General features: G+C 69.5%; 26 protein-coding genes and 1 pseudogene. 15 read left to right on the plus strand and 12 right to left on the minus strand.

The genetic code is table 11. The annotated features are described in order from the left end of the window. Position 1: 1 nt before the first annotated feature. Together G6N25_RS04480 and rfbD are read right to left on the minus strand one after the other, a co-directional pair. Positions 2-880 carry a glycosyltransferase family 2 protein gene (locus G6N25_RS04480; protein WP_083073192.1) on the minus strand — a complete coding sequence of 293 codons (879 nt, stop codon included), beginning with the start codon at positions 878-880 and terminating at the stop codon, positions 2-4. Beyond that, positions 873-1,787, minus strand: coding sequence for a dTDP-4-dehydrorhamnose reductase (gene rfbD / locus G6N25_RS04485; protein WP_083073193.1), 915 nt, complete (start codon positions 1,785-1,787; stop codon positions 873-875). Before rfbD ends, G6N25_RS04480 begins: the two co-directional genes overlap by 8 nt. A gap of 63 nt (positions 1,788-1,850) precedes the next feature. Here rfbD and G6N25_RS04490 point away from each other — a divergent pair, with 63 nt between their 5' ends. Both G6N25_RS04490 and G6N25_RS04495 read left to right on the plus strand, forming a co-directional pair. Further along, positions 1,851-3,323 carry an LCP family protein gene (locus G6N25_RS04490; protein WP_372506761.1) on the plus strand — a complete coding sequence of 491 codons (1,473 nt, stop codon included), beginning with the start codon at positions 1,851-1,853 and terminating at the stop codon, positions 3,321-3,323. Further along, positions 3,311-4,030, plus strand: a complete 720-nt coding sequence (locus tag G6N25_RS04495; protein ID WP_197745668.1) for a TIGR03089 family protein — start codon at positions 3,311-3,313, stop codon at positions 4,028-4,030. Before G6N25_RS04490 ends, G6N25_RS04495 begins: the two co-directional genes overlap by 13 nt. Before the next feature lie 143 nt (positions 4,031-4,173). Here G6N25_RS04495 and G6N25_RS24410 read toward each other — a convergent pair whose 3' ends face one another. Then, complete coding sequence (locus G6N25_RS24410; protein ID WP_158084859.1) at positions 4,174-4,287, minus strand: DUF5615 family PIN-like protein; 114 nt, start codon at positions 4,285-4,287, stop codon at positions 4,174-4,176. Beyond that, positions 4,284-4,514 (minus strand): annotated as a pseudogene (locus G6N25_RS04505) (DUF433 domain-containing protein). Before G6N25_RS04505 ends, G6N25_RS24410 begins: the two are co-directional and overlap by 4 nt. Positions 4,515-4,675: 161 nt before the next feature. Here G6N25_RS04505 and G6N25_RS04510 point away from each other — a divergent pair. Then, positions 4,676-4,957 (plus strand): DUF1490 family protein, encoded by a 282-nt coding sequence (locus tag G6N25_RS04510; protein WP_083073195.1) that lies wholly within the window; start codon positions 4,676-4,678, stop codon positions 4,955-4,957. 9 nt (positions 4,958-4,966) lie between these two features. Further along, the gene (gene ctpC / locus G6N25_RS04515) at positions 4,967-7,141 is read left to right on the plus strand and encodes a manganese-exporting P-type ATPase CtpC (RefSeq protein ID WP_083073196.1); all 2,175 of its coding nucleotides are present in this window, start codon (positions 4,967-4,969) and stop codon (positions 7,139-7,141) included. A gap of 136 nt (positions 7,142-7,277) precedes the next feature. Here the strand turns inward: ctpC and G6N25_RS04520 are convergent, their stop codons facing one another. Continuing rightward, positions 7,278-7,925: a cation transporter gene (locus G6N25_RS04520; RefSeq protein ID WP_083073197.1), complete on the minus strand. Its 648-nt coding sequence runs from the start codon at positions 7,923-7,925 to the stop codon at positions 7,278-7,280. Positions 7,926-8,027: 102 nt separating this feature from the next. Here G6N25_RS04520 and G6N25_RS04525 point away from each other — a divergent pair, with 102 nt between their 5' ends. After that, entirely contained in the window at positions 8,028-8,942 is a 915-nt protein-coding gene (locus G6N25_RS04525; protein WP_083073198.1) for a class I SAM-dependent methyltransferase, read from the plus strand. Positions 8,943-8,956: 14 nt separating this feature from the next. Further along, a complete protein-coding gene (locus G6N25_RS04530; RefSeq protein ID WP_083073199.1) occupies positions 8,957-10,141 on the plus strand; it encodes a CoA transferase in 1,185 nt (394 codons plus the stop codon). Here G6N25_RS04530 and G6N25_RS04535 read toward each other — a convergent pair. Together G6N25_RS04535 and pstS (G6N25_RS04540) are read right to left on the minus strand one after the other, a co-directional pair. Further along, positions 10,125-12,044 (minus strand): serine/threonine-protein kinase PknD, encoded by a 1,920-nt coding sequence (locus tag G6N25_RS04535; RefSeq protein ID WP_372506758.1) that lies wholly within the window; start codon positions 12,042-12,044, stop codon positions 10,125-10,127. The two genes, G6N25_RS04530 and G6N25_RS04535, sit on opposite strands and share 17 nt — an antisense overlap. 22 nt (positions 12,045-12,066) lie before the next feature. Continuing rightward, complete coding sequence (gene pstS / locus G6N25_RS04540; protein ID WP_083073201.1) at positions 12,067-13,176, minus strand: phosphate ABC transporter substrate-binding protein PstS; 1,110 nt, start codon at positions 13,174-13,176, stop codon at positions 12,067-12,069. Between the two features lie 172 nt (positions 13,177-13,348). Between pstS (G6N25_RS04540) and G6N25_RS04545 the strand changes: the two genes are divergently transcribed. The 8 genes from G6N25_RS04545 to G6N25_RS04580 all read left to right on the plus strand — a co-directional run bounded on the left by G6N25_RS04545 (position 13,349) and on the right by G6N25_RS04580 (position 20,019). Next, positions 13,349-14,185 carry an ATP-binding cassette domain-containing protein gene (locus G6N25_RS04545; protein WP_083073202.1) on the plus strand — a complete coding sequence of 279 codons (837 nt, stop codon included), beginning with the start codon at positions 13,349-13,351 and terminating at the stop codon, positions 14,183-14,185. 52 nt (positions 14,186-14,237) lie between these two features. Continuing rightward, positions 14,238-15,335: a phosphate ABC transporter substrate-binding protein PstS gene (gene pstS, locus G6N25_RS04550; protein WP_083073203.1), complete on the plus strand. Its 1,098-nt coding sequence runs from the start codon at positions 14,238-14,240 to the stop codon at positions 15,333-15,335. Between the two features lie 30 nt (positions 15,336-15,365). Then, positions 15,366-16,493, plus strand: a complete 1,128-nt coding sequence (gene pstS / locus G6N25_RS04555) for a phosphate ABC transporter substrate-binding protein PstS (RefSeq protein WP_083073269.1) — start codon at positions 15,366-15,368, stop codon at positions 16,491-16,493. Positions 16,494-16,527: 34 nt separating this feature from the next. Continuing rightward, entirely contained in the window at positions 16,528-17,541 is a 1,014-nt protein-coding gene (pstC, locus tag G6N25_RS04560) for a phosphate ABC transporter permease subunit PstC (protein ID WP_142272546.1), read from the plus strand. A gap of 1 nt (position 17,542) precedes the next feature. Next, positions 17,543-18,391, plus strand: coding sequence for a phosphate ABC transporter permease PstA (gene pstA, locus G6N25_RS04565; RefSeq protein ID WP_083073205.1), 849 nt, complete (start codon positions 17,543-17,545; stop codon positions 18,389-18,391). 132 nt (positions 18,392-18,523) lie between these two features. Beyond that, the gene (locus G6N25_RS04570) at positions 18,524-19,222 is read left to right on the plus strand and encodes a DUF433 domain-containing protein (protein WP_083073206.1); all 699 of its coding nucleotides are present in this window, start codon (positions 18,524-18,526) and stop codon (positions 19,220-19,222) included. Between the two features lie 12 nt (positions 19,223-19,234). After that, complete coding sequence (locus tag G6N25_RS04575; protein WP_232065699.1) at positions 19,235-19,669, plus strand: PIN-like domain-containing protein; 435 nt, start codon at positions 19,235-19,237, stop codon at positions 19,667-19,669. A 59-nt stretch (positions 19,670-19,728) separates the two neighbouring features. Next, entirely contained in the window at positions 19,729-20,019 is a 291-nt protein-coding gene (locus tag G6N25_RS04580) for a helix-turn-helix transcriptional regulator (protein ID WP_083073208.1), read from the plus strand. Positions 20,020-20,141: 122 nt separating this feature from the next. On the opposite strand, the gene G6N25_RS04585 is transcribed toward G6N25_RS04580, so the two are convergent. The 3 genes from G6N25_RS04585 to G6N25_RS04595 are packed head-to-tail and all read right to left on the minus strand — an operon-like array spanning position 20,142 to position 23,111. After that, positions 20,142-21,311, minus strand: a complete 1,170-nt coding sequence (locus G6N25_RS04585; RefSeq protein WP_083073209.1) for an acyl-CoA dehydrogenase — start codon at positions 21,309-21,311, stop codon at positions 20,142-20,144. 13 nt (positions 21,312-21,324) lie between these two features. Next, complete coding sequence (gene purE, locus G6N25_RS04590) at positions 21,325-21,840, minus strand: 5-(carboxyamino)imidazole ribonucleotide mutase (protein ID WP_083073210.1); 516 nt, start codon at positions 21,838-21,840, stop codon at positions 21,325-21,327. Positions 21,841-21,884: 44 nt separating this feature from the next. Next, positions 21,885-23,111, minus strand: a complete 1,227-nt coding sequence (locus tag G6N25_RS04595; RefSeq protein ID WP_083073270.1) for a 5-(carboxyamino)imidazole ribonucleotide synthase — start codon at positions 23,109-23,111, stop codon at positions 21,885-21,887. A gap of 99 nt (positions 23,112-23,210) precedes the next feature. Here G6N25_RS04595 and G6N25_RS04600 point away from each other — a divergent pair, with 99 nt between their 5' ends. After that, entirely contained in the window at positions 23,211-23,909 is a 699-nt protein-coding gene (locus tag G6N25_RS04600; protein ID WP_083073211.1) for a GtrA family protein, read from the plus strand. Here the strand turns inward: G6N25_RS04600 and G6N25_RS04605 are convergent. Both G6N25_RS04605 and G6N25_RS04610 read right to left on the minus strand, forming a co-directional pair. Continuing rightward, complete coding sequence (locus tag G6N25_RS04605; RefSeq protein ID WP_083073212.1) at positions 23,855-24,382, minus strand: PH domain-containing protein; 528 nt, start codon at positions 24,380-24,382, stop codon at positions 23,855-23,857. The two genes, G6N25_RS04600 and G6N25_RS04605, sit on opposite strands and share 55 nt — an antisense overlap. A 168-nt stretch (positions 24,383-24,550) precedes the next feature. Next, complete coding sequence (locus G6N25_RS04610) at positions 24,551-25,366, minus strand: biotin--[acetyl-CoA-carboxylase] ligase (RefSeq protein WP_083073213.1); 816 nt, start codon at positions 25,364-25,366, stop codon at positions 24,551-24,553. Positions 25,367-25,375: the final 9 nt, after the last annotated feature.

A 25,375-nucleotide genomic window follows, 5' to 3' on the forward strand; every position in this document is an offset into this window, starting at 1 on the left:
CTCAGCGCCGCCCTTCTGCCAGTCTCCGTCGGCGCGACTGGCGCACCATCAGACGGGAACGCACCGCCAACGAGCCCCGCAGCGTCCAGCGCAGCGGCGCCCGCCGCCACCCCGAATGCCGATCGGCCAGGAAGATATAGGTGCTCTTGTGATGCGCGGCCAGATGGCTCGCCGGGTCGTGCCCGGTGGAGTGTCCCTTGTGGTGCAGCACCTCGGCCGACGGGACGTAGACGCTCAGCCAGCCGGCCTTGCCCAGCCGGTCACCGAGGTCGACGTCCTCCATGTACATGAAATAGCGCTCGTCGAACCCGCCGATCCGCTCAAACGCCGACCGGCGCACCAGCAGGCACGACCCCGACAGCCAGCCCACCACGCGTTCGCTGGGCTCGAGCCGCTCCTGGCGGTAGGCCGCCGTCCACGGGTTGCGCTTCCAGAACGGCCCGACGACCGCGTGCATGCCGCCGCGGATCAGGCTCGGCAGATGCCGCGCCGACGGGTACACCGACCCGTCGGGATCGCGGATCAGCGGGCCCAGCGCCCCGGCACCGGGCCAGCGGGCGGCGGCGTCCAGCAGCGCGTCGATGCTGCCCGGGCCCCACTGCACGTCGGGGTTGGCGACGATCACCCAGTCGTGCTCCCGATCCAGCTGTGCGACGGCGCGATTCACCGCGGTGCCGTAGCCGAGGTTGGCGCCGGTGTGCAGCAGCCGCACGTTCGGGTAGCGCTCGACGGCCGCCTGCGGGGTCCCGTCGGTGGAGCCGTTGTCGGCCAGCAGCACGCTGACCGGGCGCTCGGTGGCCATCGACAACGAGGCCAGGAACCGCTCCAGGTGGGGGCCCGGCGAGTAGGTCACCGTCACGACCGGCAGGGCGTCAGTCACGCGTAGAGGGTAACGGTCGGCCGGCCGCGCCATCGCTGCCAGATGCGGCCAGGGCGGCGACAAGCGCGGCGCGCCAGGGCCTCAGCGGCGTCAGGCCCGCCGCGGCGGACTGCCGTCCGCCCAGCGCCGAATAGCTCGGTCGCGGCGCCGGCCGCGGAAATTGCGCGCTGCCGACCGGCCGCACCCGCGCCGGGTCGGCGCCGCATTCCTCGAACACCGCGCGGGCCTGCCCGAAGCGGGAGACCTCGCCCTCGTTGGCGGCGTGCAGGATGGGCCCGGGCACGCGGTCGTCGGCGACCTGCAGCAGCGCGGCGGCCAGGTCGGCGACGTAGGTGGGTGACCCGGTCTGGTCGTCGACCACGTCCACCGGGCCGTCCCCGGCGGCCAGCCGGCGCATGACGGCGACGAAGTCCTTGCCGGTTCCGCCGGTGTAGACCCAGGCGGTGCGGACCACCGTGGCGTCCGGCAGCGCGGCCAGCACGGCCCGTTCGCCGGCGAGCTTGCTGCGCGCGTAGACGCCTTGCGGCGCGGTCTCGTCGGCGGGCTCGTAGGGGCGGGGCCGGCCGCCGTGGAAGTCGCCGTTGAACACGTAGTCGGTGGAGACGTGGATCAACCGGGCGCCGGCGCGCGCGCAGGCATGCGCGATGTGTTCCGGGCCGGCGGCGTTGACCGCGTGGGCGCGCGCCTCGTCGCTCTCGGCGCCGTCGACGTCGGTGTACGCGGCGCAATTGATCACCACGTCGCCGTTTTCGACGATCCGCCCGGCCGCGGCGGGGTCGGTGATGTCCCACTGCGACGACGTCAGCGCCAGCACGTCACGCCCCCGGCCGGTGGCCAGCCCCGTCAAACAGCCGCCCAGTTGCCCGCCCGTGCCCGTAATCACGAGCCTTTCTGACCTGGCCGACATGGTTCGAGTCTGGCACGCCGCCGCCGGCTACCCGACAAGCGGCTGTGTCACAAGTAACCTAGTGTGATGCCTGTGCAGCGTGTGATTCGTGTGATTGCCACTGTGCTGACCCTCGCGGTCGTCCTCGGCACCGGGATGGCGTGGAGCAACGTCCGGTCCTTCGAGGACGGCATCTTCCACATGTCCGCGCCCTCACTGGGCAAGGGCGGCGACGACGGCGCCATCGACATCCTGCTCGTCGGCCTGGACAGCCGCACCGACGCGCACGGCAACCCCCTGTCCGCCGAGGAGCTGGAGACCCTGCGGGCCGGCGACGAGGAAGCCACCAACACCGACACGATCATCCTGATCCGGATACCCAACAACGGGAAGTCGGCGACCGCGATCTCGATTCCGCGGGACTCCTACGTCGCGGCCCCCGGACTGGGCAAGACGAAGATCAACGGCGTCTACGGCCAAACCCGGGAAGCCAAGCGGGCCAGCCTGGTCAAGGCCGGCGATTCCGCGCAGGACGCCGCGGCGCAGGGCACCGAGGCCGGTCGCGAGGCCCTGATCAAGACCGTCGCCGACCTCACCGGCGTCACCGTCGACCACTACGCCGAGATCGGGCTGCTCGGCTTCGCGTTGATCACCGACGCGCTCGGCGGCGTCGACGTCTGCCTCAAAGACCCTGTGTTCGAACCACTTTCGGGCGCCGACTTTCCCGCCGGCCAGCAGAGGCTCAACGGCCCGCAGGCACTCAGCTTCGTGCGCCAGCGCCACGACCTCCCGCGCGGCGACCTGGACCGGGTGGTGCGCCAGCAGGCGGTGATGGCCTCGCTGGCCCACCGGGTCATCTCCAACCAGACGCTGTCCAGCCCCACCACTTTGAAGCGGCTGGAGGCGGCCGTGCAGCGTTCGGTGGTGATCTCTTCCGGTTGGGACATCATGGATTTCGTGCAGCAGCTGCAGAAGCTGGCGGGCGGCAAGGTCGCCTTCGCCACCATTCCGGTGCTCGACGGGGCCGGCTGGAGCGACGACGGCATGCAAAGCGTGGTGCGGGTGGACCCGCATCAGGTGGCCGATTGGGTCGGCGGCCTGCTGCACGACCAGGCTCAGGGCAAGACCGAGGAGCTGGCCTACACGCCCGCCAAGACCACCGCCAGCGTGGTCAACGACACCGACATCAACGGGCTGGCGGCGTCGGTGTCGGAGGTGTTGAGCTCCAAGGGATTTAGCACCGGCGCGGTCGGCAACAACGAGGGCGGTCACGTCAAGGGCAGCCAGGTGCGGGCCGCCAAGACCGACGACCTGGGGGCGCAGCAGATCTCCAAGGAACTCGGCGGGTTGCCGGTCGTGGCCGACGCGTCCATCGCGCCGGGATCCGTCCGGGTGGTGCTGGCCAACGACTACACCGGCCCGGGCTCCGGGCTCAGCGGGGACAGCCGGGTGGTGACCGCCCTGGCGTCGAACCCGGAGTCGGGCGCCGATTCGAACGCGCCGGCGCCGTCGCCGATCCTGACCGCCGGCTCCGACAAGCCGGAGTGCATCAACTGAGCACGCTCTCCGCGGCCATCCTGGACCCGATGCTGCGGGCCGATTCGGTCGGTCCGCGCATCACCTACTACGACGACGCGACCGGCGAACGCATCGAGCTGTCCGCGGCGACGCTGGCTAATTGGGCCGCCAAGACCGGCAACCTGTTACGCGACGAGATGGGCGCCGGGCCGGCCAGCCGGGTCGCGATCCTGCTGCCGGCGCACTGGCAGACGGCGGTGGTGCTGTTCGGGGTGTGGTGGATCGGCGCGGAGGCGGTGCTCGCCGGCCCGGCCGATGTGGCGCTGTGCACCGCCGAACGGCTGGACGAGGCCGACGCGGCCGTCGACCAGGGTGGTGAGGTGGCCGTGCTGTCGCTGGACCCGTTCGGCCGTCCCGCCGCCGACCTGCCGATCGGCGTCACCGACTACGCCACCGCGGTGCGGGTGCACGGCGATCAGATCGTTCCCGAGCGCGGTCCGGGTCCGGCGCTGGAAGGCCGGTCGGTCGACGAGGTCCTGGCCGACTGCGAGAGTTCCGCGGCGGCAAGGGGTTTGACGTCGAACGACCGGGTGCTTTCCAGTGCGTCGTGGACGCGGCCCGGCGAGCTGGTGGACGGTCTGCTGGCGATCCTGGCCGTGGGCGCGTCGTTGGTGCAGGTCGCCAGCCCCGACCAGGCGTTGGTGCAGCGCCGGATCGAGACCGAGAAGGTGACCCGGGTCCTCTAGAACGGTGTCGGGTAGGGCTGGTCCGCGTCGGGCCAGGCGTGCTTCGCGGTTGTGGCGGCGTTCGGTGGCCACTTACCGGCGCCCGAGCGGGCCAACAAGGTGCCGAGACCCGTTCCTCGGCGACGGCCTGCGCGAGGACCACCTCATTCGCTGGCGCTTGTCAATCCACGGTCCCGCACATGGACAACGTCGTGACCTGCCTCGACAAGATACCCAGACACGGCCGGCGAAAGATTCTCGTCCAGCAACAACCTCATGCGCCGGGACGTAACGGCAACTCTCGCTCCCGCACTGCCTCCGCCGCATAACGCAGAGCCTCGGCAACGTCTTCGGCGGTGAGATCCGGAAGCTCGGCAACAATGTCAGCCGGCGTCATCTAGTCGGCAACCATCGCGACCACGGTCGCGACAGGGATGCGCAAGCCTCTGATGCACGGCATTCCCCCCATCACGTCTGGGTCGATGGTGATGCGGGCGAATCGCATGTCATTAAGGCTAGACGGCCACGTCACGGAGACGAGTTACGACCAGAACCGACAACCGCGACGACCCGCGGCGCTGCTCAATGCATGTTGATATCGCAATACTTTAATGTTACTTTCGTGCGATCATTATCCGACGCTGTGACGACAGGGAGGTTCAGGCAATGGCGGTCTACGGACTCTTGGCGAAGGCAGCGGGGACGGTGATCACCGGCCTGGTCGGCGTGACGGCCTACGAGGTAGTGCGCAAGGCCGCGGCCAAGGCGCCGCTGCACGAGACCGCGGTGTCGGCGGCGGAGCTGGGGCTGCGCGGAACCCGCAGGGCCGAGGAAGCCGCCGAGTCGGCGCGGCTGAAGCTTGCCGACGTCATGGCCGAGGCCCGCGAACGCATCGGCGAGGAGGCACCCACCCCGGCCGTCACGGACGCCCACGAGCACGAGCACTGATCGCTCGACATGACCCTCGCGATCGTCCCAGAGATCGATACCGCGAAAGATCCTGCCCTGCAAGTTGTTTCGGATGCGGCTGGGCGGATGCGGGTCCGAGTCGGCTGGGTGCGCAGCAACTCCCGGCGGGCCGTGGCTGTCGAAGAGGCGGTCGCCAAACAGCCGGGGGTGCGCGCCGTGCACGCCTACCCGCGCACCGGCTCCGTCGTCGTGTGGTACTCCCCCAGGCGGTGCGATCGCGCCTTGGCGCTCAAGGCAATCAGCGAGGCCGCGCACGTCGCCGCCGAGCTGATCCCGGCACGCGCGCCGCATTCGTCGGAGATCCGCAACACCGATGTCCTTCGCATGGCGATCGGCGGCGCGGCGCTGGCCCTGCTGGGCGTGCGCCGCTACGTGTTCGCGCGGCCGCTGCTGCTCGGCCCCAGCGGCCGGCTGTTCGCCACCGGCGTCACCGTCTTCACCGGCTACCCGTTCCTGCGCGGCGCGCTGCGCTCCCTGCGCTCCGGACGGGCCGGCACCGACGCGCTGGTCTCGGCGGCGACCGTGGCGAGCCTGATCCTGCGCGAGAACGTGGTCGCGCTGACGGTGCTCTGGCTGCTCAACATCGGTGAGTACCTGCAGGATCTGACCCTGCGCCGCACCCGGCGGGCCATCTCCGAGCTGCTGCGCGGCAGCCAGGACACGGCGTGGATCCGGCTGACCGACGGCCAGGAGATCCAGGTCCCCATCGACACCGTGCGGATCGGCGACGAGGTGATCGTCCACGACCACGTCGCGATCCCGGTGGACGGCGAGGTGGTCGACGGCGACGCCATCGTCGACCAGTCGGCGATCACCGGCGAAACCCTGCCGGTCAGCGTCGTCGTCGGGTCACACGTGCACGCCGGTTCGGTCGTGGTGCGCGGACGCGTCGTGGTCCGCGCCCACGCCGTCGGCAACCAGACCGCCATCGGCCGGATCATCACCCGGGTCGAGGAGGCACAGCACGACCGGGCACCGATCCAGACCGTCGGCGAAAACTTCTCCCGCCGTTTCGTTCCCACGTCGTTCATCGTCTCGGCGATCACCCTGGCGATCACCGGGGACGTCCGCCGGGCGATGACCATGCTGCTGATCGCGTGCCCGTGCGCGGTGGGCTTGGCCACCCCGACCGCGATCAGCGCGGCGATCGGCAACGGCGCGCGCCGCGGCATCCTGATCAAGGGCGGATCCCACCTGGAGCAGGCCGGCCGGGTCGACGCGATCGTGTTCGACAAGACCGGGACGCTGACCGTCGGGCGCCCCGTGGTCACCAATATCGTTGCCATGCATAAGGATTGGCAGCCCGAGCAGGTGCTGGCGTACGCGGCCAGCTCGGAGATCCACTCCCGCCACCCGCTGGCCGAGGCGGTGATCCGCTCGACCGAGGAGCGCCACATCAGCATCCCCCCGCACGAGGAGTGCGAGGTGCTGGTGGGCCTCGGGATGCGGACCTGGGCCGACGGCCGGACCCTGCTGCTGGGCAGCCCGTCGCTGTTGCGCGCCGAAAAGGTCAAGGTGCCCAAGAAGGCGTCGGAATGGGTGGACAAGCTGCGGCGCCGGGCGGAGACGCCGTTGCTGCTGGCGGTGGATGGCACGCTGGTGGGGCTGATCAGCCTACGCGACGAGGTGCGGCCCGAGGCGGGAGAGGTGCTGAAGAAGTTGCGCGCCAACGGGATTCGCCGCATCGTCATGCTCACCGGCGACCACCCCGAGATCGCGCGGGTGGTTGCTGGCGAGCTCGGGATCGACGAGTGGCGCGCCGAGGTGATGCCGGAGGACAAGCTCACGGTGGTGCGCGAGCTGCAAGGCGAGGGCTACGTCGTGGGCATGGTCGGCGACGGCATCAACGACGCCCCGGCGCTGGCCGCCGCCGACATCGGGATCGCCATGGGCCTGGCGGGCACCGACGTCGCCGTCGAGACCGCCGACGTGGCGCTGGCCAACGACGACCTGCATCGCCTGCTCGACGTGGGGGACCTGGGCGCCCGGGCCGTCGACGTCATCCGCGAGAACTACGGCATGTCCATCGCCGTCAACGCCGTCGGGCTGATCATCGGCGCGGGCGGTGCGCTCTCCCCCGTGCTGGCCGCGATCCTGCACAACGCCTCGTCGGTGGCGGTGGTGGCCAACAGCTCCCGGCTGATCCGCTACCGCCTGGACTGAGCCCCGCCCGGGCTCAGCCCCCGCCGGGCTCAGCCGCGCCGAGCGTGCGCAGTTGTACGCCATTGCGCGGCGTGTCGTGTGCAAACACGCACGCTCGCGCATACCCGGCACGCACGCTCGCGCATATCCGGCGGCGTCAGCAGCCGCAGGCGTGGCCGTGCCAGGACTGGATGCCCTCCCAGACCGCGACGCCGGCGATCCCCAGCCCGATGACGGGGTCGACCCACCACCCGCCGGCCCACAGCGCCGTGACCGCGAGGCCCGCCAGCACGCCGGCCGACTGCGCCGCACACAGGTAGTTCTGGGTGCCCTCACCGCGGGTGGCTTCCGAGTCCAGTCGCGTGCCGAGGCGATGGTTGGCCCAGCCCAGCGTCAGCATCAGCAGCGGCGCGACGGCCGTCAGCCCCATACCGATCACCGAGGGGGCGGCGTGGCGTCCGTCGGCCAGGTCGCGCAACGACTCGGCGGCGATGTAGGGGGCGGTCAGAAAGAACGACACCGCCACGCCGCGCTGGGCGCGCCGCTCGGCCGTCTCGGACAGGGTGCGGGAGCCGCTGAAGCGCCACACCACCATCCCGCTGCCCAGCGCCTCCGCCCCGCCGCCCAGCGCCCACCCGGTCAGCGCGACGGATCCGACCACCAGCCCCTGCCACAGCCCGACGACACCCTCGACGAGCACCACGGCCAGGCTGAGCCAGGCCAGCCGCCGCGCCGCATCGGCGCCGCGCTGCCAGCCGACGTCCCGTGTGAACGGCGCAGGGGCCACCGAGATCAGCGTTTCCATCGAAGCGATGGTAGAGGCGCGACGGCCCCGGGCCCGGGACGCCGAACCGGCTGGAGACCGTATCGTTATTGTGGCTAAGCAGTGGATCGAGGGAGGGACACGATGGCGCGTACCGACAATGACTCCTGGGACCTGGCGACCAGCGTGGGAGCCACCGCGACCATGGTCGCGTCGGGACGGGCCCGCGCCACCCGAGCCGCGCTGATCGACGACCGGTTCGCCGAGCCGCTGGTGCGCGCCGTGGGCGTCGACTTCTTCACCCGTTGGGCCGCCGGCGAACTCGACTCCGCCGACGTCGACGTGCCCGGCGCCCCGTGGGGCATGCAGCGCGTCACCGACATGATGGCGGCCCGCACGCGGTACATCGACGCGTTCTTCGCGCGGGCGGGCGAGGCGGGCATCCGCCAGGTGGTCATCCTGGCCTCCGGCCTGGACGCGCGCGGCTACCGGCTGCCCTGGGCCGCGGGCACGACGGTGTACGAGATCGACCAGCCGCAAGTCATCGAATTCAAGACCGCCACCCTCGCCGGGCTCGGCGCCGAGCCCACGGCCGACGTGCGGGCGGTCGCGATCGACCTGCGCCACGACTGGCCGGCGGCGCTGCGGCGGGCGGGTTTCGACCCCAGCCGGCCCGCCGCGTGGGCCGCCGAGGGCCTGCTCGGGTTTCTGCCGGCCGACGCCCAGGATCGGTTGCTGGACAACATCACCGCGCTCAGCGCCGACGGCAGTCAGCTGGTGGCCGAGGTCTTCGTGAACTCGGGCGACAATCAGCAGGCCCTCAACGAGGCCAGCAAGAAGTGGCGGGAGAACGGCCTCGACATCGCGCTCGGCGACCTGGGCTTCCCCGGGGAGCGCAACGACGTGGCGGCCTACCTGGCCGACCGTGGCTGGCACCCGGTTCGGACGTCGCTGAATGAGCTGTTGGGCGACAACGGGTTACCGCTGCAGTCCACCGAGCCCGGCGCCCCCTTCGCCAAGAACTACTACTGCACCGCGGTGTTACACCAGCCGGGTTAAAGGAAGGCCCCACGATGCCGGACAGGCCAAACAACAAGCCCGCCAAGCCACTTGACGGATTCCGGGTACTCGACTTCACGCAGAACGTCGCCGGGCCGCTGGCCGGGCAGGTGCTAGCCGACCTGGGCGCCGAGGTGATCAAGGTCGAGGCGCCCGGCGGCGAGGCGGCCCGGCAGATCACCGCGGTCCTGCCCGGCCGCCCGCCGCTGGCCACGTATTTCCTGCCGAACAACCGGGGCAAGAAGTCGGTCACGGTGGACCTGAGAACCGAAGAGGGCAAGCGCCAGATCCTGCGTCTCGCCGACACCGCCGACGTGGTGCTGGAAGGGTTTCGGCCCGGCGTCATGGAACGGATGGGCCTCGGCCCCGACGACCTGCGGTCGCGCAATCCCAAGCTCATCTACGCGCGCCTGTCGGCCTACGGCGGCAACGGCCCGAACGGCAGCAGGCCGGGCGTCGACCTGATGGTCGCCGCCGAGTCGGGCATGACCACCGGCATGCCCACGCCGGACGGCAAACCGCAGATCATCCCCTTCCAGCTTGTCGACAACGCCAGCGGCCACGTGCTGGCCCAGGCGGTGCTGGCCGCGCTGCTCAACCGCGAGCGCCACGGGGTGGCCGACACGGTCCGGGTCGCGATGTACGACGTCGCGGTGGGACTGCAGGCCAACCAGCTCACCATGCACCTGAACAAACCGAGCGCGGCGTCCGAGCCGAAACCCAAGCGGCGCAAGGGAGTTGGCTTCGCCACCCAGCCGTCGGACGCGTTCAGGGCCGCCGACGGCCACCTCGTGATCAGCGCGTACGTCCCCAAGCACTGGGCCAAGCTGTGCGAGATCATCGGCCGGCCCGACCTACTGGACGACGAGCGATTCGCCGACCAGCGCGCGCGGGCCCTCAACTACCCCGAGCTGACCGAGGAGCTGGAAAAGGCGCTGGCCGCCAAGACCGCCGCCGCATGGGTGGAGCTGCTGCAGCAGGGCGGGCTGATGGCCTGCCTCGCCTACAGCTGGAAGCAGGTCGTCGACACCCCGCTGTTCGCCGAGAACGAGCTCGCGCTGCGGGTCGGCGACGGCGAGGACGCGATCACGGTGATCCGCACCCCGGCCCGCTACGCCAGCTTCGACGCCGTGGCCGCCGATCCCCCACCCACCGCGGGCCAGCACAACGACGCGTTCCTGGTCAGGGAACCAGTTTGACCACCCTGTCGTTGCCGCGGTCGGCGACGTAGACGTCTCCGGCGCCGTTGCCATCGGTGTCCACCGCCACCGCCAACGGGGTGTTGAGCCCGGTGAGCGGCAGCACCGTCGAGGCGTTCGACCCGGCCGGCAGCTTCACCACCTGGCTGCTGTCGTGCTCGGTGACGTAGACGGTGCCGTCGTTGTCCACCGCGATGCCCCAGGGCACGGTGACGCCGGTGAACGGCAGCTCGGTCTGGGCGGTCGCCCCGGCCGCCAGCTTGAGCACCCTGTTGTTGTCGGTGTCGGTGACGTAGACGTTGCCGGCGGGGTCCACCGCCACGCCGTCGGGGTTCTTCAGGCCGTCGAACGGAAGGTCGGTCTGGGCGTTCGAGCCGGCCGCCAGCTTCACCACCCGGCTGTCGCCCCGGTCGGCGACATAGACGTTGCCCTGACCGTCCACCGCGACGCCTTCGGGGTAGTTGAGGCCGGTGAACGGCAGCACCGTCTGGTTGTTCGACCCGGCCGCCAACTTCACCACCCTGTTGTTGAAGTCGGTGACGTAGATCGCGCCGGCATCATCGACCGCCAGTCCCTGCGGCTGATAAAGACCGTTGAACGGCAGCACCCTCGGGGCGCTGCTTCCGGGCGGCAACTCCACCACCCGCCCGTACATGCCCTCGCTGGTGACGTACACGTTGCCGGCCTTGTCCAGCGCCACCCCGCCCGGGGAGAGGCGGAAGTCGAGGCCGTTGAACGGCAACACGGTCTGCCCCGACGCCTGCTTCGACGCGGGGTGCGACCCGCGCGCTACGACGACGATGGCGATGACGGCGACGAGGACGAGCGCGGCCGCAACGGCGCCGGCGATGATCCACGGCTTGCGTTTTCGGCCGGGCCGGGGCGCGGGCGGCTCGCGATACGGCGGCGGCGCGGGTTGGCCGCGCCAGCCGGTCACGCCGGCGGGCGGCGACGTCCAGCCACCGCCGCCGTCGAATGCCACGGGACGCGCCATCGTCTCGGCGTCGCCGCTCGATCGGGCCGCATCCTCGCCGTGCCGCAAAATGGCGACGGCCTGGTGCTGCTCGGATGTGGTCAGGGCCTCGTGGGCGGCGTCGGCCATTTCCCCGGCGGTGCGGTAACGCTCCTCGGGGTTCTTGGCCATGCCCCGGGCGATCACGTGATCCAGGGCCACCGGAACCCTGCCCGGCAGCAGTTGGCTGGGCCGCGGGGCGGGCTCGAGCAGGTGCGCGGCGATCAACCGTTCCACGCTGTCGGACTGGTACGGGGGCGACCCGGTCAGGCACTCACCGAACACGCAAGCGAGCGAATAGATGTCGGCGCGGTAGGTGACCTCGTCGCTGGTGAACCGCTCCGGGGCCATGTACCGGTAGGTGCCCATCGCCGTCCCGGTCGCGGTCAGGGCGGGATCGCTCGCGGCGCGGGCGATCCCGAAATCCACCAGATAGGCGAAGTCGTTCTTGGTGATCAGGATGTTTTCCGGTTTGACGTCGCGGTGTGTCACGCCGTTGGCGTGCGCGGCGTCCAGCGCGGAGGCGATCTGGCTCACGATGGCCACCGCCTCCGGCGGGCTGAGCGGCCCGGAGCGTTTCAACAGGGCGGCCAGGTCGGTGCCCTCGATCAGGCGCATATCCAGGTAGAGGCGCCCGTCGATCTCGCCGTAGTCGTGGATCGGCACCACGTGCGGCTCGGTCAGCCGGCCCGCGGCGTCGGCCTCGCGTTGCATCCGCGCGCGAAAGATCGGGTTGCCGGAGTATTGGGGGGATATCAGCTTCAACGCCACCACCCGGCGCTTGCGGGTGTCCTCGGCCTCGTAGACCTCGCCCATCCCGCCGCGGCCCAGCAGCCGCAACAATCGGTAGGGCCCGAACTGCGACCCCGCCCGCGAACCTGGCCCGCTCACCGTCGGGGCTCCCTTCGTCTGGTCACGCGATGGCATTCACGGCCGTCGCCAGTTTCGACTGGAACGAGCTGGGCAGCGGAATGGATCCGTACTGCTCCAAACCGTCTTGCCCCGGCCCGATCGCGGCCTGCATGAACGCCTTCACGGCCGCCGCCGTCGCGGAATCCGGGTACTTCGAGCAGACGATCTCATAGGTCGCCAGCACGATCGGGTACGCGCCGGCCTGGGTCGGCTTGTAGAACGACGAGGTGTCCAGCACCAGGTCGTTGCCCTGCCCCTGGATCCTGGCGCCGGCAATGGTCTTGCCGACCGAGTCGGTGGTGATCGGCACCGGATCCGGACCCGCCGACGTGATGATCGACGCCATGTGCAGCTGCTTGCCCACCGCGAACGACCACTCGTTGTAGGTGATCGACCCGTCGGTGCTCTGCAGCGCCGCCGACGTGCCGTTGTTGCCGCTGGCGCCGTCGCCGACGCCGCCGTTGAACGTCTCGCCGGCGCCCTTGCCCCACGCGCCGTTGGACGCGCCGTCGAGGTATTGCTGGAAGTTGGCCGTGGTCCCGGACTTGTCGCTGCGGAACACGACATGGATGGGCGTCGAGGGGAAGGCGGCGCCCCCGTTGAGCGCCCTGATCGCCGGGTCGTCCCACCTGGTGATGCTGCCGTTGAAGATCTTCGCCGTGGTGGGTCCGTCGAGGTTCAGCGACCCCACGCCGTTGAGGTGGTAGGTGACCGCGATCGGGCCGAACACCGTCGGCAGGTCCCACGCCGTGGAACCGCAGCGGGCCGCCGCCCGGTCGGGCTGACCCGTCGAGGGATCCAACGGAACGTCGGAGCCCGCCAGGTCGGTTTCGTTGTTGACGAATTGCTCCACCCCGGCGCCGGAGCCATTCGCGTTGTAGTCCAGCGTGTGGCCCGGACAGGCCCGGATATACGCGTAGACAAACTGTTCCATGGCGTTTTCTTGCGCGGTCGAGCCGCTGGCGTGGAGCAGTTTCTTGCCGCCGCAGTTCACCGGGGCCGACGTGGCGCTGGATCCGGCCGACGTGTTCGAATTGCCGCCGCATCCCGATAACACCAGCGTGCCGGCGGCCAGCAGGCTCAGCGCGGCGCCGGATCGGATGAACCTCACGGTCCTCCTCGTGTCAGGGCGACAAATAACGGGTTTGGCAACGAACACATGAACCAGTCGTGAATATACAAATCTTTGAAGATGGGCGTGGGATTAACGCCAGCTTGTAATTGGCTGAGCACCCACGACGTAAACCCCGAATGCGGGCGAACGGCACGTAACATCACGGTTGATGGACCGTGAACAGCTCGACGCCAACGGCGGTGCCGGCAATGCGGCCCCCTCCGCCATCGCGGCGGTGAACCTCACGCTGGGTTTCGGCGCCAAGACCGTCCTCGACGGGGTGAGCCTGGACTTTCCGGCGCGCGCGGTCACGTCCCTGCTGGGACCCACCGGCTCCGGCAAGACGACCTTCCTGCGCACGCTGAACCGGATGAACGACAAGGTCTCCGGTTTCCGGCACAGCGGCGACGTGCTGATGGGCGGGCGCAGCATCTTCGCCGACCGCGACCTGATGGAGTTTCGCCGCAGCGTCGGCATGCTGTTCCAACGTCCCAATCCCTTCCCCATGTCGATCATGGACAACGTCGTCGCCGGGGTGCGCGCGCACAAAATGGTGCCGCGCAAGCAATTCAAACGCGTCGCCGAGGACCGGCTCACCGAGGTCGGCCTCTGGGACGCGGTCAAGGATCGGCTCGGCGATTCCCCGTTCCGCCTCTCCGGCGGCCAGCAGCAGCTGTTGTGCCTGGCCCGCGCCCTCGCGGTCGGCCCGGAGGTGCTGCTGCTCGACGAGCCGACCTCCTCGCTGGACCCGACCACGACCGAAAAGATCGAGGGCCTCATCCGCTCGCTCGCCGACCGCCTGACCGTGATCATGGTGACCCACGACCTCGCCCAGGCCGCCCGCACCGGCGACCGGACCGCCTTCTTCTTCGAAGGCCGGCTGGTCGAGGAGGGGCCCACCGAACAGCTGTTCTTATCGCCGAAGCATGAGGAAACCGTCCGCTACTTCGCCCCGTTCCGGCCGGCGCGGGCGGGCACCGAGAAGGTTGGGGCCACCGACAGCTAGCTGGCCGGGGCCACGAGGGCCCGCCGGGCGGGACGCACGAGGAAGCGAGGACGTGAAGACTCGGTTGGATGCGCTGCTCGCCCTGACGACGGCCCTGGGGGTCGCCGCCTGCGGTTCGCACGCGCCGACCGCCGCGCCGACCGCCGGAAGCGTCGCCACCTCGCCGGCGCCGGCCAGGATGGAGCTGTCGGAGACCGGCAGCACGCTGCTCTACCCGCTGTTCAGCGAGTGGGGCGCCGCCTATCACCAGAAGTACCCGAACGTCACCATCACCACCCAGGGCAGCGGTTCGGGCGCGGGGATCTCCCAGGTCGCGGCCGGGGCGGTCACCATCGGCACGTCCGACGCCTACCTGTCCGAGGGCGACATGGCCGCGCACAAGGGGCTGATGAACATCGCGCTGGCCATCTCGGCGCAGCAAGTCAACTACAACCTGCCCGGCATCCATCAGCACCTCAAGCTGAACGGCAAGGTGCTGGCCGCCATGTACCAGGGCGCGATCAAGACCTGGAGCGACCCGCGGATCGGTGCCCTCAACCCCGGCCTGCGCCTGCCGGACACCCCGGTGGTTCCGCTGCACCGCTCCGACGGGTCCGGCAGCACGTTTCAGTTCACCCAATACCTGTCCAAGCAGGACCCCGACGGCTGGGGCCGCTCCCCCGGCTTCGGCACCACCGTCGACTTCCCGGCGGTGCCCGGCGCGCTGGGCGAGAACGGCGACGGCGCCATGGTGACCGGCTGCGCGGCGAACCCCGGCTGCGTCGCCTACGCCAGCATCGGCTCGCTGGACGCCGCCGACGAGCAGGGGCTCGGGGAGGCCAAGCTGGGCAACGCCTCCGGCAAGTACCTGCTGCCCAAGGCCAAGACCATCCAGGCCGCGGCCGGCGGCTTCGCGACGACCCCGGCGAACCAGGCGATCTCGCTGATCGACGGCCCGGCCGCCGACGGCTACCCCATCGTCAACTACGAGTACGCCATCATCAGCGCCAACCAGAAGGACGCCGCCACCGCCCAGACGCTGCAGGCGTTCCTGCACTGGGCGGTGACCGACGGCAACGACGACTCGTTCCTGGACAAGATCCACTTTCAGCCGTTGCCGGACTCGGTGGTGACGTTGTCGGTCGCCCAGATCGCCAAGATCAGCGGGTGAGCAGAGTAACGCAAGGGAAAGGTGAGAACCGTGAAAGTTCGTTTGTGTAGGTACTTGGCGGCGGCGGCCATTGCGCCACTGGTGTTGGCCGTGGCCGCCTGTGGTTCGAACTCGACGGGCGGATCGTCGAATCAGTCCGGCAGCGCCGGCCCGGTCGCCACGACGCCGGCGTCCTCGCCGGTGACGCTGTCGGAGACCGGCAGCACGCTGCTGTACCCGCTGTTCAACCTGTGGGGCCCGGCCTATCACGACAAGTACTCGAGCGTCACGATCACCCCGCAGGGCACCGGCTCCGGCACCGGGATCTCCCAGGCGGCGGCCGGGGCGGTCAACGTCGGCGCCTCCGACGCCTACCTGTCCGAGGGCGACATGGCCCAGCACAAGGGGCTGATGAACATCGCGCTGGCCATCTCGGCGCAGCAGGTCAACTACAACCTGCCCGGCGTCACCGAACACCTCAAGCTGAACGGCCAGGTGCTGGCCGCCATGTACCGGGGCGCGATCAAGACCTGGAACGACCCGCAGATCACCGGGCTGAACCCCGGCGTGAACCTGCCCGCCACCCCGGTGGTTCCGCTGCACCGCTCCGACGGGTCCGGTGACACCTTCCTGTTCACCCAGTACCTGTCCAAACAGGACCCCGACGGCTGGGGCAAGTCGCCCGGCTTCGGCACCACCGTCGACTTCCCGGCGGTGCCCGGCGCGCTGGGCGAGAACGGCAACGGCGGCATGGTGACCGGCTGCGCGGGCACCCCGGGCTGCGTCGCCTACATCGGCATCAGCTTCCTCGACCAGGCCCAGCAAAAGGGGCTCGGCGAGGCGCAACTGGCCAACGCCTCCGGCAAGTACCTGCTGCCCGACGCCCAAAGCATTCAGGCCGAGGCCGCCGGCTTCGCGTCGCAGACCCCGGCGAACCAGGCCATCTCGCTGATCAACGGCCCGGCCGCCGACGGGTATCCGATCGTCAACTACGAGTACGCCATCGTCAACAGCGGCCAGAAGGACGCCGCCACCGCGCAGACGCTGCAGGCGTTCCTGCACTGGGCGATCACCGACGGCAACAACGCCTCGTTCCTGGACAAGGTCCACTTCCAGCCGCTGCCGGCGCCGGTGGTGAAGCTGTCGGACGCCCAGATCGCCACGATCAGCGGCCAGTAGGGATTCGGTGACCGCCTTCACGGTGGGGCGCGCCCTGGACCGGGTTCGGGGCGCGCACCGCGCGGGCCTCGCCGTGCGCTCGCTGGGCGCGGTGGGCGCGGTGATCCCGCTGCTGGCGCTCGGGTTCGTGCTGGCGACGCTGCTCCTCGAGGCGCTGCCCGCGATCAGGGTCAACGGGCTGCACTTCTTCACCGCCACCGATTGGAACCCGGGCAACACGTACGGCGACGCCGTCGTCACCCGCGGCGTCCAACACCCCGTCGGCGCCTACTACGGCGCGCTGCCGCTGATCGTCGGGACCCTGGCGACGTCCGCGATCGCGCTGATCATCGCGGTGCCGGTGTCGATCGGCGCGGCGCTGGCGATCGTGGAGCGGCTGCCGAGGCGCCTGGCGTCGGCCATCGGGATGGTGCTCGAGCTGCTCGCCGGCATCCCCAGCGTCATCGTCGGCCTGTGGGGCGCAATGACGTTCGGGCCGTTCATCGCCCACCAGGTGGCCCCGGTGATCGCCCGCAACGCCCCCGACGTGCCGGTGCTCGACTACTTCCGCGGCAACCCCGGCAACGGGGAGGGCATGCTGGTGTCCGGCCTGGTGCTGGCGGTGATGGTCATTCCCATCATCGCCAGCACCACCCGTGACCTGCTCCGGCAGGTGCCGGTGCTGCCGCGCGAGGGCGCGGTCGCGCTGGGAATGACCGACTGGGAGTGCGCGCGGCGGGTGACCCTGCCGTGGGTGTCCAGTGGCATCGTCGGCGCCGTGGTGCTCGGGCTCGGGCGCGCGCTGGGCGAGACGATGGCCGTCGCCATGGTGTCGGGTGCGGTGCTGGGTGCGATGCCCGCCAACATCTACGCGACGATGACCACCATCGCCGCAACCGTTGTGTCACAACTGGATTCGGCGATGACCGACTTCACCGACTTCGCGGTCAAGACCCTCGCGGAGGTTTCCCTGGTGCTGATGGTGATCACGTTGCTGACGAACGTGGCGGCCCGCGCGCTGGTGCGCCGGGTGTCGGGCACGGCGCTGCCGGTGGGACGGGGCGTCTGAGGTGGGCGCGACGAGGCGCAAGGTCGTCAACGCGCTGTTCTGGGCGGCCTGCGCGTGCTGCCTGGCGGTGGTGGTCGTGCCGACGCTGTGGATGCTGATCGAGGTCATCGGCCGCGCCGTGCCGGTGTTCAAGTGGAGCGTGCTGACCGAGAACACGCGCGGCAACGGCGGCGGCCTGCGCAACGCCATCATCGGCACCGTGGTGGTCGGCGTCGGGGTCATGCTGGTGGGCGGCTCCGTGAGCGTGTTGACCGGGATCTACCTGTCCGAATTCGCCGGCGGCAGAACGCGATCGATCCTGCGCGGCGCCTACGAGGTGCTGTCCGGCATCCCGTCCATCGTGCTCGGCTACGTCGGCTATCTGGCGCTCGTGGTGACGTTCCACTGGGGGTTTTCGCTGGCGGCCGGCGTGTTGACGCTGTCGGCCATGAGCATCCCGTACATCGCCAAGGCCACCGAGTCGGCGCTTTCGCAGGTGCCGACGTCCTACCGGGAGGGGGCCGAAGCGCTCGGCCTGCCGCTCGGTTGGACCCTGCGCAAGATCGTGCTCAAGTCGGCGATCCCCGGAATCGTCACCGGCCTGCTGGTGGCGCTCGCGCTGGCGGTCGGCGAGACGGCGCCGATGCTGTACACGGCGGGCTGGTCGAATTCCGCCCCGACCGGAAAGCTCACCGACTCACCGGTCGGCTACCTGACCTACCCGATCTGGACGTTCTACAACCTGCCGTCGAGGACGGCGCGCAACCTGTCCTACGACGCGGCGTTCCTGCTGATCGTCTTCGTGCTGCTGCTGATCGTCGTCGGCCGGCTGATCACCTGGTTCGCCCGGCGGCACTCGGAATCGCGGTAGCGCTGTGTTGGCGATGCGGCGATCAGCGCTGCAGCACCCGCGACAAGGGGTGTTGATGCCGGTTATCCTCGCCTACCGGGCCGGGCGGGCGCTTTACCGTGAGGTGTCAGGCTCCACCAATAGCGTTGTGTCATGCTTGCGCACATGGTTGTTACCTCGATGCTCGATCGCGAGGTCTACGTATACGCCGAAGTGGATCGGCTGATCGGACTGCACGGCGGGACAGCGCGGCGATGGATCAACGGTTACGAACGCGCCGGCAAGGCCTACGACCCGATTTTGCGGGTAAAGCCACATGACACTCCGTGGATTACCTGGGGCGAATTCGTCGAGACACGCATGCTCGCCGAGTTCCGCGACGTGAAGAACGTCCCAATCCCACGATTGCGGGCGGCGATTGACGAACTACGGCGACGGTTCGACACACAGTATCCATTGGCGCTTATGCGCCCGTATCTCTCTGTCCACGAGCGCGATCTCACAATAAAGGACGAAGAATCGGAGTATGAGGTCGTCATACGCACCGGTCAGCAATTGCTCGGCGACGGCAGGTGGCTCGCCAACCTGTCTACCCTCGGGATGGACGAGAACGGCGAGGCCATAATCGCCGAAATCCCCGCAGACCGCGACTTCCCCGACATCGTGATTAACCCGATGCGCTACAGCGGGCAGCCGACGTTCGTCGGTCGTCGAGTCTCTCCTGTGACGATCGCCGGCATGGCCAATAGCGGTGAACCGCACGAGGTTTTAGCCGCGGAGTACGGGCTCAGCCTGCGGCAAGTGGATCAAGCGATCGCCTACACAGCAAGGTACCGGTTGGCAGCGGCGTAGGCGCCGACGGTGGTGGGTCTCGATGACGTGAAATACCTCGTCGATGAGAACCTACTGAGCCTCGGCAACGGCATGATCGCGCTACGTAGAGACGCCGCGCGCTTCAGCCGTCCACCCGTTGAGAAGCTGCTGCCGCGTGGGATTACGGACCCCGAGTGGGTTCCGATCGTCGGTGATCGCGGCTGGGTAATGATTACCAACGACAAGCGGCTGCGTACCAGGCCGGCCGAAGCCGAGCTGGCAATTACGCACAAACTCAAGGTGATCCACCTGCATGGCGACATTGGGCGCAAACCCGCGTGGGATCAGATGGTGCGGTTGGCCACCCGCTGGACAAGCATCGAGAACCACGTTGACCGTGTGCCCGAGGGGCCGTGGTGGTTCTCGGTGCGCACCAGTGGTGTCGCGGTGATGCAGTTCGCGCCGGGCGCAGTAGAACGCGCGTAAACGAGGGTTGATGTCAGGGTATCGTGACAGGAGGCAGCTGGTCATGGTGTTGTGACACGATGCGAAACCTCATCGGGGAAGATCTAGCGCAGTTGGGAGCGCAGTTGCGTCATGCACGCATCCAGGCCGGGCTCACCCAGGCTGAAGTTGGTCGCCGAGCCGGGGTGTCGCGGCAGCTCGTTAACCGAATCGAGGCCGGCTATAACGGTGAGATCGCAGCCTACATAGCCGTCGCACATGCACTCGGCCATCGGTTGAGTCTACTCGAAGAAGTACCACTCAACGATGGCGAGCAAGCCGCGCGTGACCTGATCGCCCAGCTAAGAGCCTTTGGCACTCACGGTGATTGATGACCTAGTCGTTGTCCTAAACGAACGTGTCGCCGGCGCAATAGTGCACGAATCTGGCAAGCAGCGTTTCGCATATCCCAGCTCCGGCCTGACGCCGTTGTCGTTGTCGTTGCCGGCTTCAGTCAGCGCAGCAGCGCCCGCGACATCACCACGCGCTGAATCTGATTCGTGCCCTCGTAGATCTGGGTGATCTTGGCATCGCGCATCATCCGCTCGACCGGGAAGTCGGTGGTATAGCCCGCGCCGCCGAACAGCTGCACGGCGTCAGTGGTGACCTCCATCGCGACGTCGGAGGCAAAGCACTTCGACGCCGCCGAGATAAAGCCGAGATTGGATTCGCCGCGCTCCGCGCGGGCGGCCGCCTGGTACACCAGCAGCCGCGCGGCTTCCACCTTCATCGCCATGTCGGCCAGCATGAACTGCACGGCCTGGAAACTACTGATCGACTCCCCGAACTGCTTGCGGTCCTTGGTGTAGGCGATCGCGGCGTCCACCGCGCCCTGGGCGATGCCCACGGCCTGGGCGCCGATGGTGGGACGGGTGTGGTCGAGCGTCGCCAGCGCGGTCTTGAAGCCGGTGCCCGGCTCGCCGATGATCCGGTCGCCCGGGATGCGGCAGTTCTCGAAGTACAGCTCGGTGGTCGGCGAGCCCTTGATCCCGAGCTTCTTTTCCTTCGGCCCGACGGTGAACCCCTCGTCGTCGCGGTGCACCATGAACGACGAGATGCCGTTGGCGCCCTTGTCCGGGTCGGTCACCGCCATCACCGTGTACCAGCTCGACTTGCCGCCGTTGGTGATCCAGCACTTAGCGCCGTTGAGGATCCAGTCGTCGCCGTCGGGCCGGGCCCGGGTCCGCATCGAGGCCGCGTCGCTGCCGGCCTCGCGCTCGCTCAGCGCGTAGGACGCCATCGCGGTGCCGTCGGCGATCGACGGCAGCACCTGCTTCTTGAGCTCCTCGGAGCCGCGCAGGATCAGGCCCATGGTGCCCAGCTTGTTCACCGCGGGGATCAGCGACGCGGACGCGTCCACCCGGGCGACCTCCTCGATCACGATGCACGCGGCCACCGAGTCCGCGCCCTGCCCGCCGTACTCCTCCGGCACGTGCACCGCGTTGAAGCCCGAGGCGTTCAGCGCGTCCAGCGCCTCCTGCGGGAACCGGGAATTCTCGTCGACGTCGGCCGCGTGCGGGGCGATCTCCTTCTCCGCCAGCGCGCGGATCGCCGCCCGCAGCTCGCGGTGCTCCTCGGGCAATTGGAACAGATCAAAGGTGGGGTTTCCGGCCCATGTGGCCATCTCAGCCTCCTAGCTACTCGCCGGTAACTTTACCCTGGCGCTGCTGCAGGGCCGCATCCTTGGCCCTCACGGTCTCGGCCAGCTGGTCCTGGAACGCGACGATCCGAGCCCGCAGCGCCGGGTCGGAGGATCCGAGGATGCGCACCGCCAGCAGACCGGCGTTGCGGGCGCCGCCGATGGAGACGGTGGCGACCGGCACCCCGGCCGGCATCTGCACGATCGACAGCAGCGAGTCCAGGCCGTCGAGGCGGGCCAACGGAACCGGCACCCCGATCACCGGCAGCGGCGTCGCGGCGGCGACCATGCCGGGCAGGTGGGCCGCGCCCCCGGCGCCCGCGATGATCACCTCGATGCCGCGGTCGGCCGCGCCGCGTGCGTAGTCGAACATCACCTGCGGCGTGCGGTGCGCCGAGACCACCCGGACCTCGGCCGGGATGTCGAATTCGGCCAGCGCCGCGGCGGCGTCGGCCATCACCGACCAGTCGCTGTCACTGCCCATGATCACCCCGACGCGGGGAGCTTTACCCATGGCGCCACTCCTCCCCATCGCTTCGCTCTGCATCGTCGCCGGCGCTAGCCATGTGGATCCCATCCGTCCGTCCACTGCCCATGAGATAACCAGTGTGCCGCCAGCTCGGCGCGTTCACGCAGCCTCGGCAAGTCCGCGGCCCCGGCGCCCTGGCCGCCCAGGAAATTGATGTGCCCCACCTTGCGGCCGGGGCGCTCCGCCTTGCCGTAGAGGTGGACCCGGGCGTCGGGCATCCGCGCGTATAGGTGATGCAGCCGCTCGTCGACGGTCATCGCCGGCTGTTGCGCGGCGCCCAGGACGTTGGCCATCACCGTCACCGGCGCGATGGCGCCGGTGTCGCCGAGCGGGTAGTCCAGCACCGCGCGAAGATGCTGTTCGAACTGGCTGGTGCGCGCCCCGTCCATGGTCCAGTGCCCGGAGTTGTGCGGCCGCATCGCGAGTTCGTTGACCAGCAGCGCGCCCTCGGCGGTCTCGAACAGCTCGACGGCGAGCACGCCAACCACACCGAGTTCGGCGGCCAGCCGCAACGCCAGCCGCTGGGCGGCCGAGGCCACGTCGTCGGGCAGGTCCGGCGCGGGGGCGATCACCTGCACGCAGATCCCGTCCCGCTGCACCGTCTCGACCACCGGCCACGCCGCGCCCTGCCCGAACGGCGAGCGCGCCACCAGCGCCGACAGCTCGCGGCGCAGGTCCACCTGTTCCTCGGCCATCACCGGCACCCCCTCGGCCAGGAAGGTGGCCGCGATCTCGCGGGCGTGCGACGGGTCGCGGGCCATCCGCACCCCGCGCCCGTCGTAACCGCCGCGGACGGCCTTCACGACCACGGGGCCGCCCACCCGCGCGGCGAAGGCGTCCAGCTCGTCCGGGCTGCCGATGCCGGCGTAGCGGGGCACCGGCGCGCCCAGCGCCTCCAGCCGGCGCCGCATCACCAGCTTGTCCTGGGCGTGCACCAACGCCTGCGGCGGCGGTGCCACGTTGACGCCCTCGGCGACCAGCTTGTCCAGTAGCTCGGCCGGGACGTGCTCGTGGTCGAAGGTCAGGACGTCGGCTCCGGCCGCCACCCGGCGCAGGTCTTCGAGATCGGTGTGCGAGCCGATCACCACGTCGGGGGTGACCTGCGCGGCGGACTCGTCGGCGGCGGTGGCCAGCACCCGCAGGGTCTGCCCCATCGCGATCGCCGCCTGGTGGGTCATCCGGGCGAGCTGACCCCCGCCGACCATGGCGACGGTGGGAACGGGCCCCCGCGGGCGTGTACTCGGCACGGCCATCATGGTGTCATGGCGCGGGACGGCGCGTCGGCGGGCCGTGACACCCAAATCGTTATGATCGATTTTGCGTCGATTTTGTGTCCGTACGTACACTGACGTGTTGTGTCCTTCGCCGAAGCCACGATCTCGCGCTTGCCCGAGGCCGTTCAGCCGTTTGCACAGCGCCATCACGAACTGATCAAATTCGCCATCGTCGGCGGCACCACGTTCGTCATCGACTCGGTGATCTTCTACACCCTCAAGCTGACGGTCCTCGAGCCCAAGCCGGTGACCGCGAAGGTCATCGCGGGCATCGTGGCGGTCATCGCGTCCTACGTGTTGAACCGGGAGTGGAGCTTCCGCGATCGCGGCGGGCGCGAGCGGCACCACGAGGCGCTGCTGTTCTTCGCGTTCAGCGGCGTCGGGGTGCTGCTGTCCATGGCGCCGCTGTGGATCTCCAGCTACGTCCTGCAGCTGCGGGTGCCGACGGTGTCGCTGACCGTGGAAAACATCGCCGACTTCATTTCGGCCTACATCGTCGGCAACCTGCTGCAGATGGCGTTCCGCTTCTGGGCGTTCCGGCGCTGGGTGTTTCCCGACGAGTTCGCGCGCAACCCCGACAAGGCGCTGGAGTCCACGCTCACCGCGGGCGGCATCGCCGAGGTCTTCGAGGACGCCTTCGAGGGCGGCCTAGAAGGCCTGGACGGCTTGGAAGAGGGAAACGTCACGCCGTTGCGGGCCTGGCGCGACAAGGCGATCCGGCTCGCTCAGTTCGGCGACGCGTCGGGCCCGGCGGAGCCCAGGGTGTCGAAGACCTCGTGATACAGCAGCGAGTGCACCTCGCGTAGGCGCGGAATGTCGTAGAACTCCAGCGGGTCCTGCGACGCCGACTCGATGATCAGCGTCCCGGTGCGAAACATCCGCTCGAACAGCCTGTCCCGGAACTCCACGCTGTTGATCCGCGCCAGCGGGATGTCGATCCCGCTGCGCGTCAGCACCCCGTGCCGAAACATCACCCGTCGGCTGGTGACGACGAAGTGTGTGGTCAGCCAGCTCAGGAACGGCCACAGCGTCAGCCAGCCGATCGTCACCAACCAGATTCCCCAGATGACGCCGTAGACGATGTTCTTGGCGAGTTGCTGCCAGTGCGTCGAGTTGAGGTAGCCGGACCCGAACGCCGCCAGCGCGGTCGCCAGGATGAGCACCACGACGGGCCAGATCAAGCGCTTCCAGTGCGGATGGCGGTGTATGACGACCTGTTCGCCGGCGGCCAGGGCGTTGTCCGGATAGCTCATGGTCGCGACATTAGTGGTCGGGCCCGTAAGTTCGTCGGGGTTGTTGCCAGAGGTCGCCGGCGCCGAGTCTGCGTTGGTGGCATCGAGACTGCGCTCAGATCGCGTGGGAGCGCCTCAGCGTCGCTCCCACCGCAGTCTCGGCGCCCCAACGAACTCATGGTCGCGACATTAGCCGCGCAGATGAACGACGTCACCGGCGGAAACCACGACGGACTCGGCTCCCGTCTCCAAGCACAGCCGGCCCTGGTCGTCGACGCCGCTCGCGGTCCCGACGAGCTCCCTGCCCCCGGGCAGCTGCGCGCGCACGAGGGCGCCGATGGTCAGGCTGCGGGCGCGGTAGTCGGCGGCCAGCCGCCAGTCGGCCCCGCGGGCGGCCCGCCAGGCGACGATGCGCCCGCCGAGCTCCCGTAACACGGCGCGGACCAGCCGGCCGCGATCGGGTGCGGCCACGCCGAGGTCGAACAGCGAGGTCGCGCCCGCGCCGTCGACCTCCTCCGGGGCCTGGGTGACGTTGAGCCCCACGCCGATGACCACGACCGGCTTGGCGACCTCGGCGAGGATCCCGGCCAGCTTGCCGCCCGAGGCCAGCACGTCGTTGGGCCACTTGAGACCCGCGTGAACGCCGACCGCGTCAAGCAGGGGGGCCACCGCGTCGACCACCGCCACCCCGGTGGCCAGCGACAGCCAGCCCCATCCCGCCGCCGGGACGTCGACGACGCTCACGCCGACCGACATCGTGATCTGGGCCCGCGGGGACGCCGACCATCCGCGGCCGTGGCGTCCGCGACCGGCGGTCTGATGCTCGGCGATGAGCACGGCCCCGGCGATGTCGTGTCCGGCGGCCGCACGGGCCAGCAGGTCGGCGTTGGTGGACGCTGTTCCCTCGACGACGTCGAGCTGTCGCCAACCCAGTCCGGTGCCGATCAACTCGGCGCGCAGGGCGGCGGCGTCCAGTGGTGTCCTGAGCTGATCGCGGTCGTTCACTGGATCCAG

Source organism: Mycobacterium heidelbergense (genome assembly GCF_010730745.1).
Classification (GTDB): domain Bacteria; phylum Actinomycetota; class Actinomycetes; order Mycobacteriales; family Mycobacteriaceae; genus Mycobacterium; species Mycobacterium heidelbergense.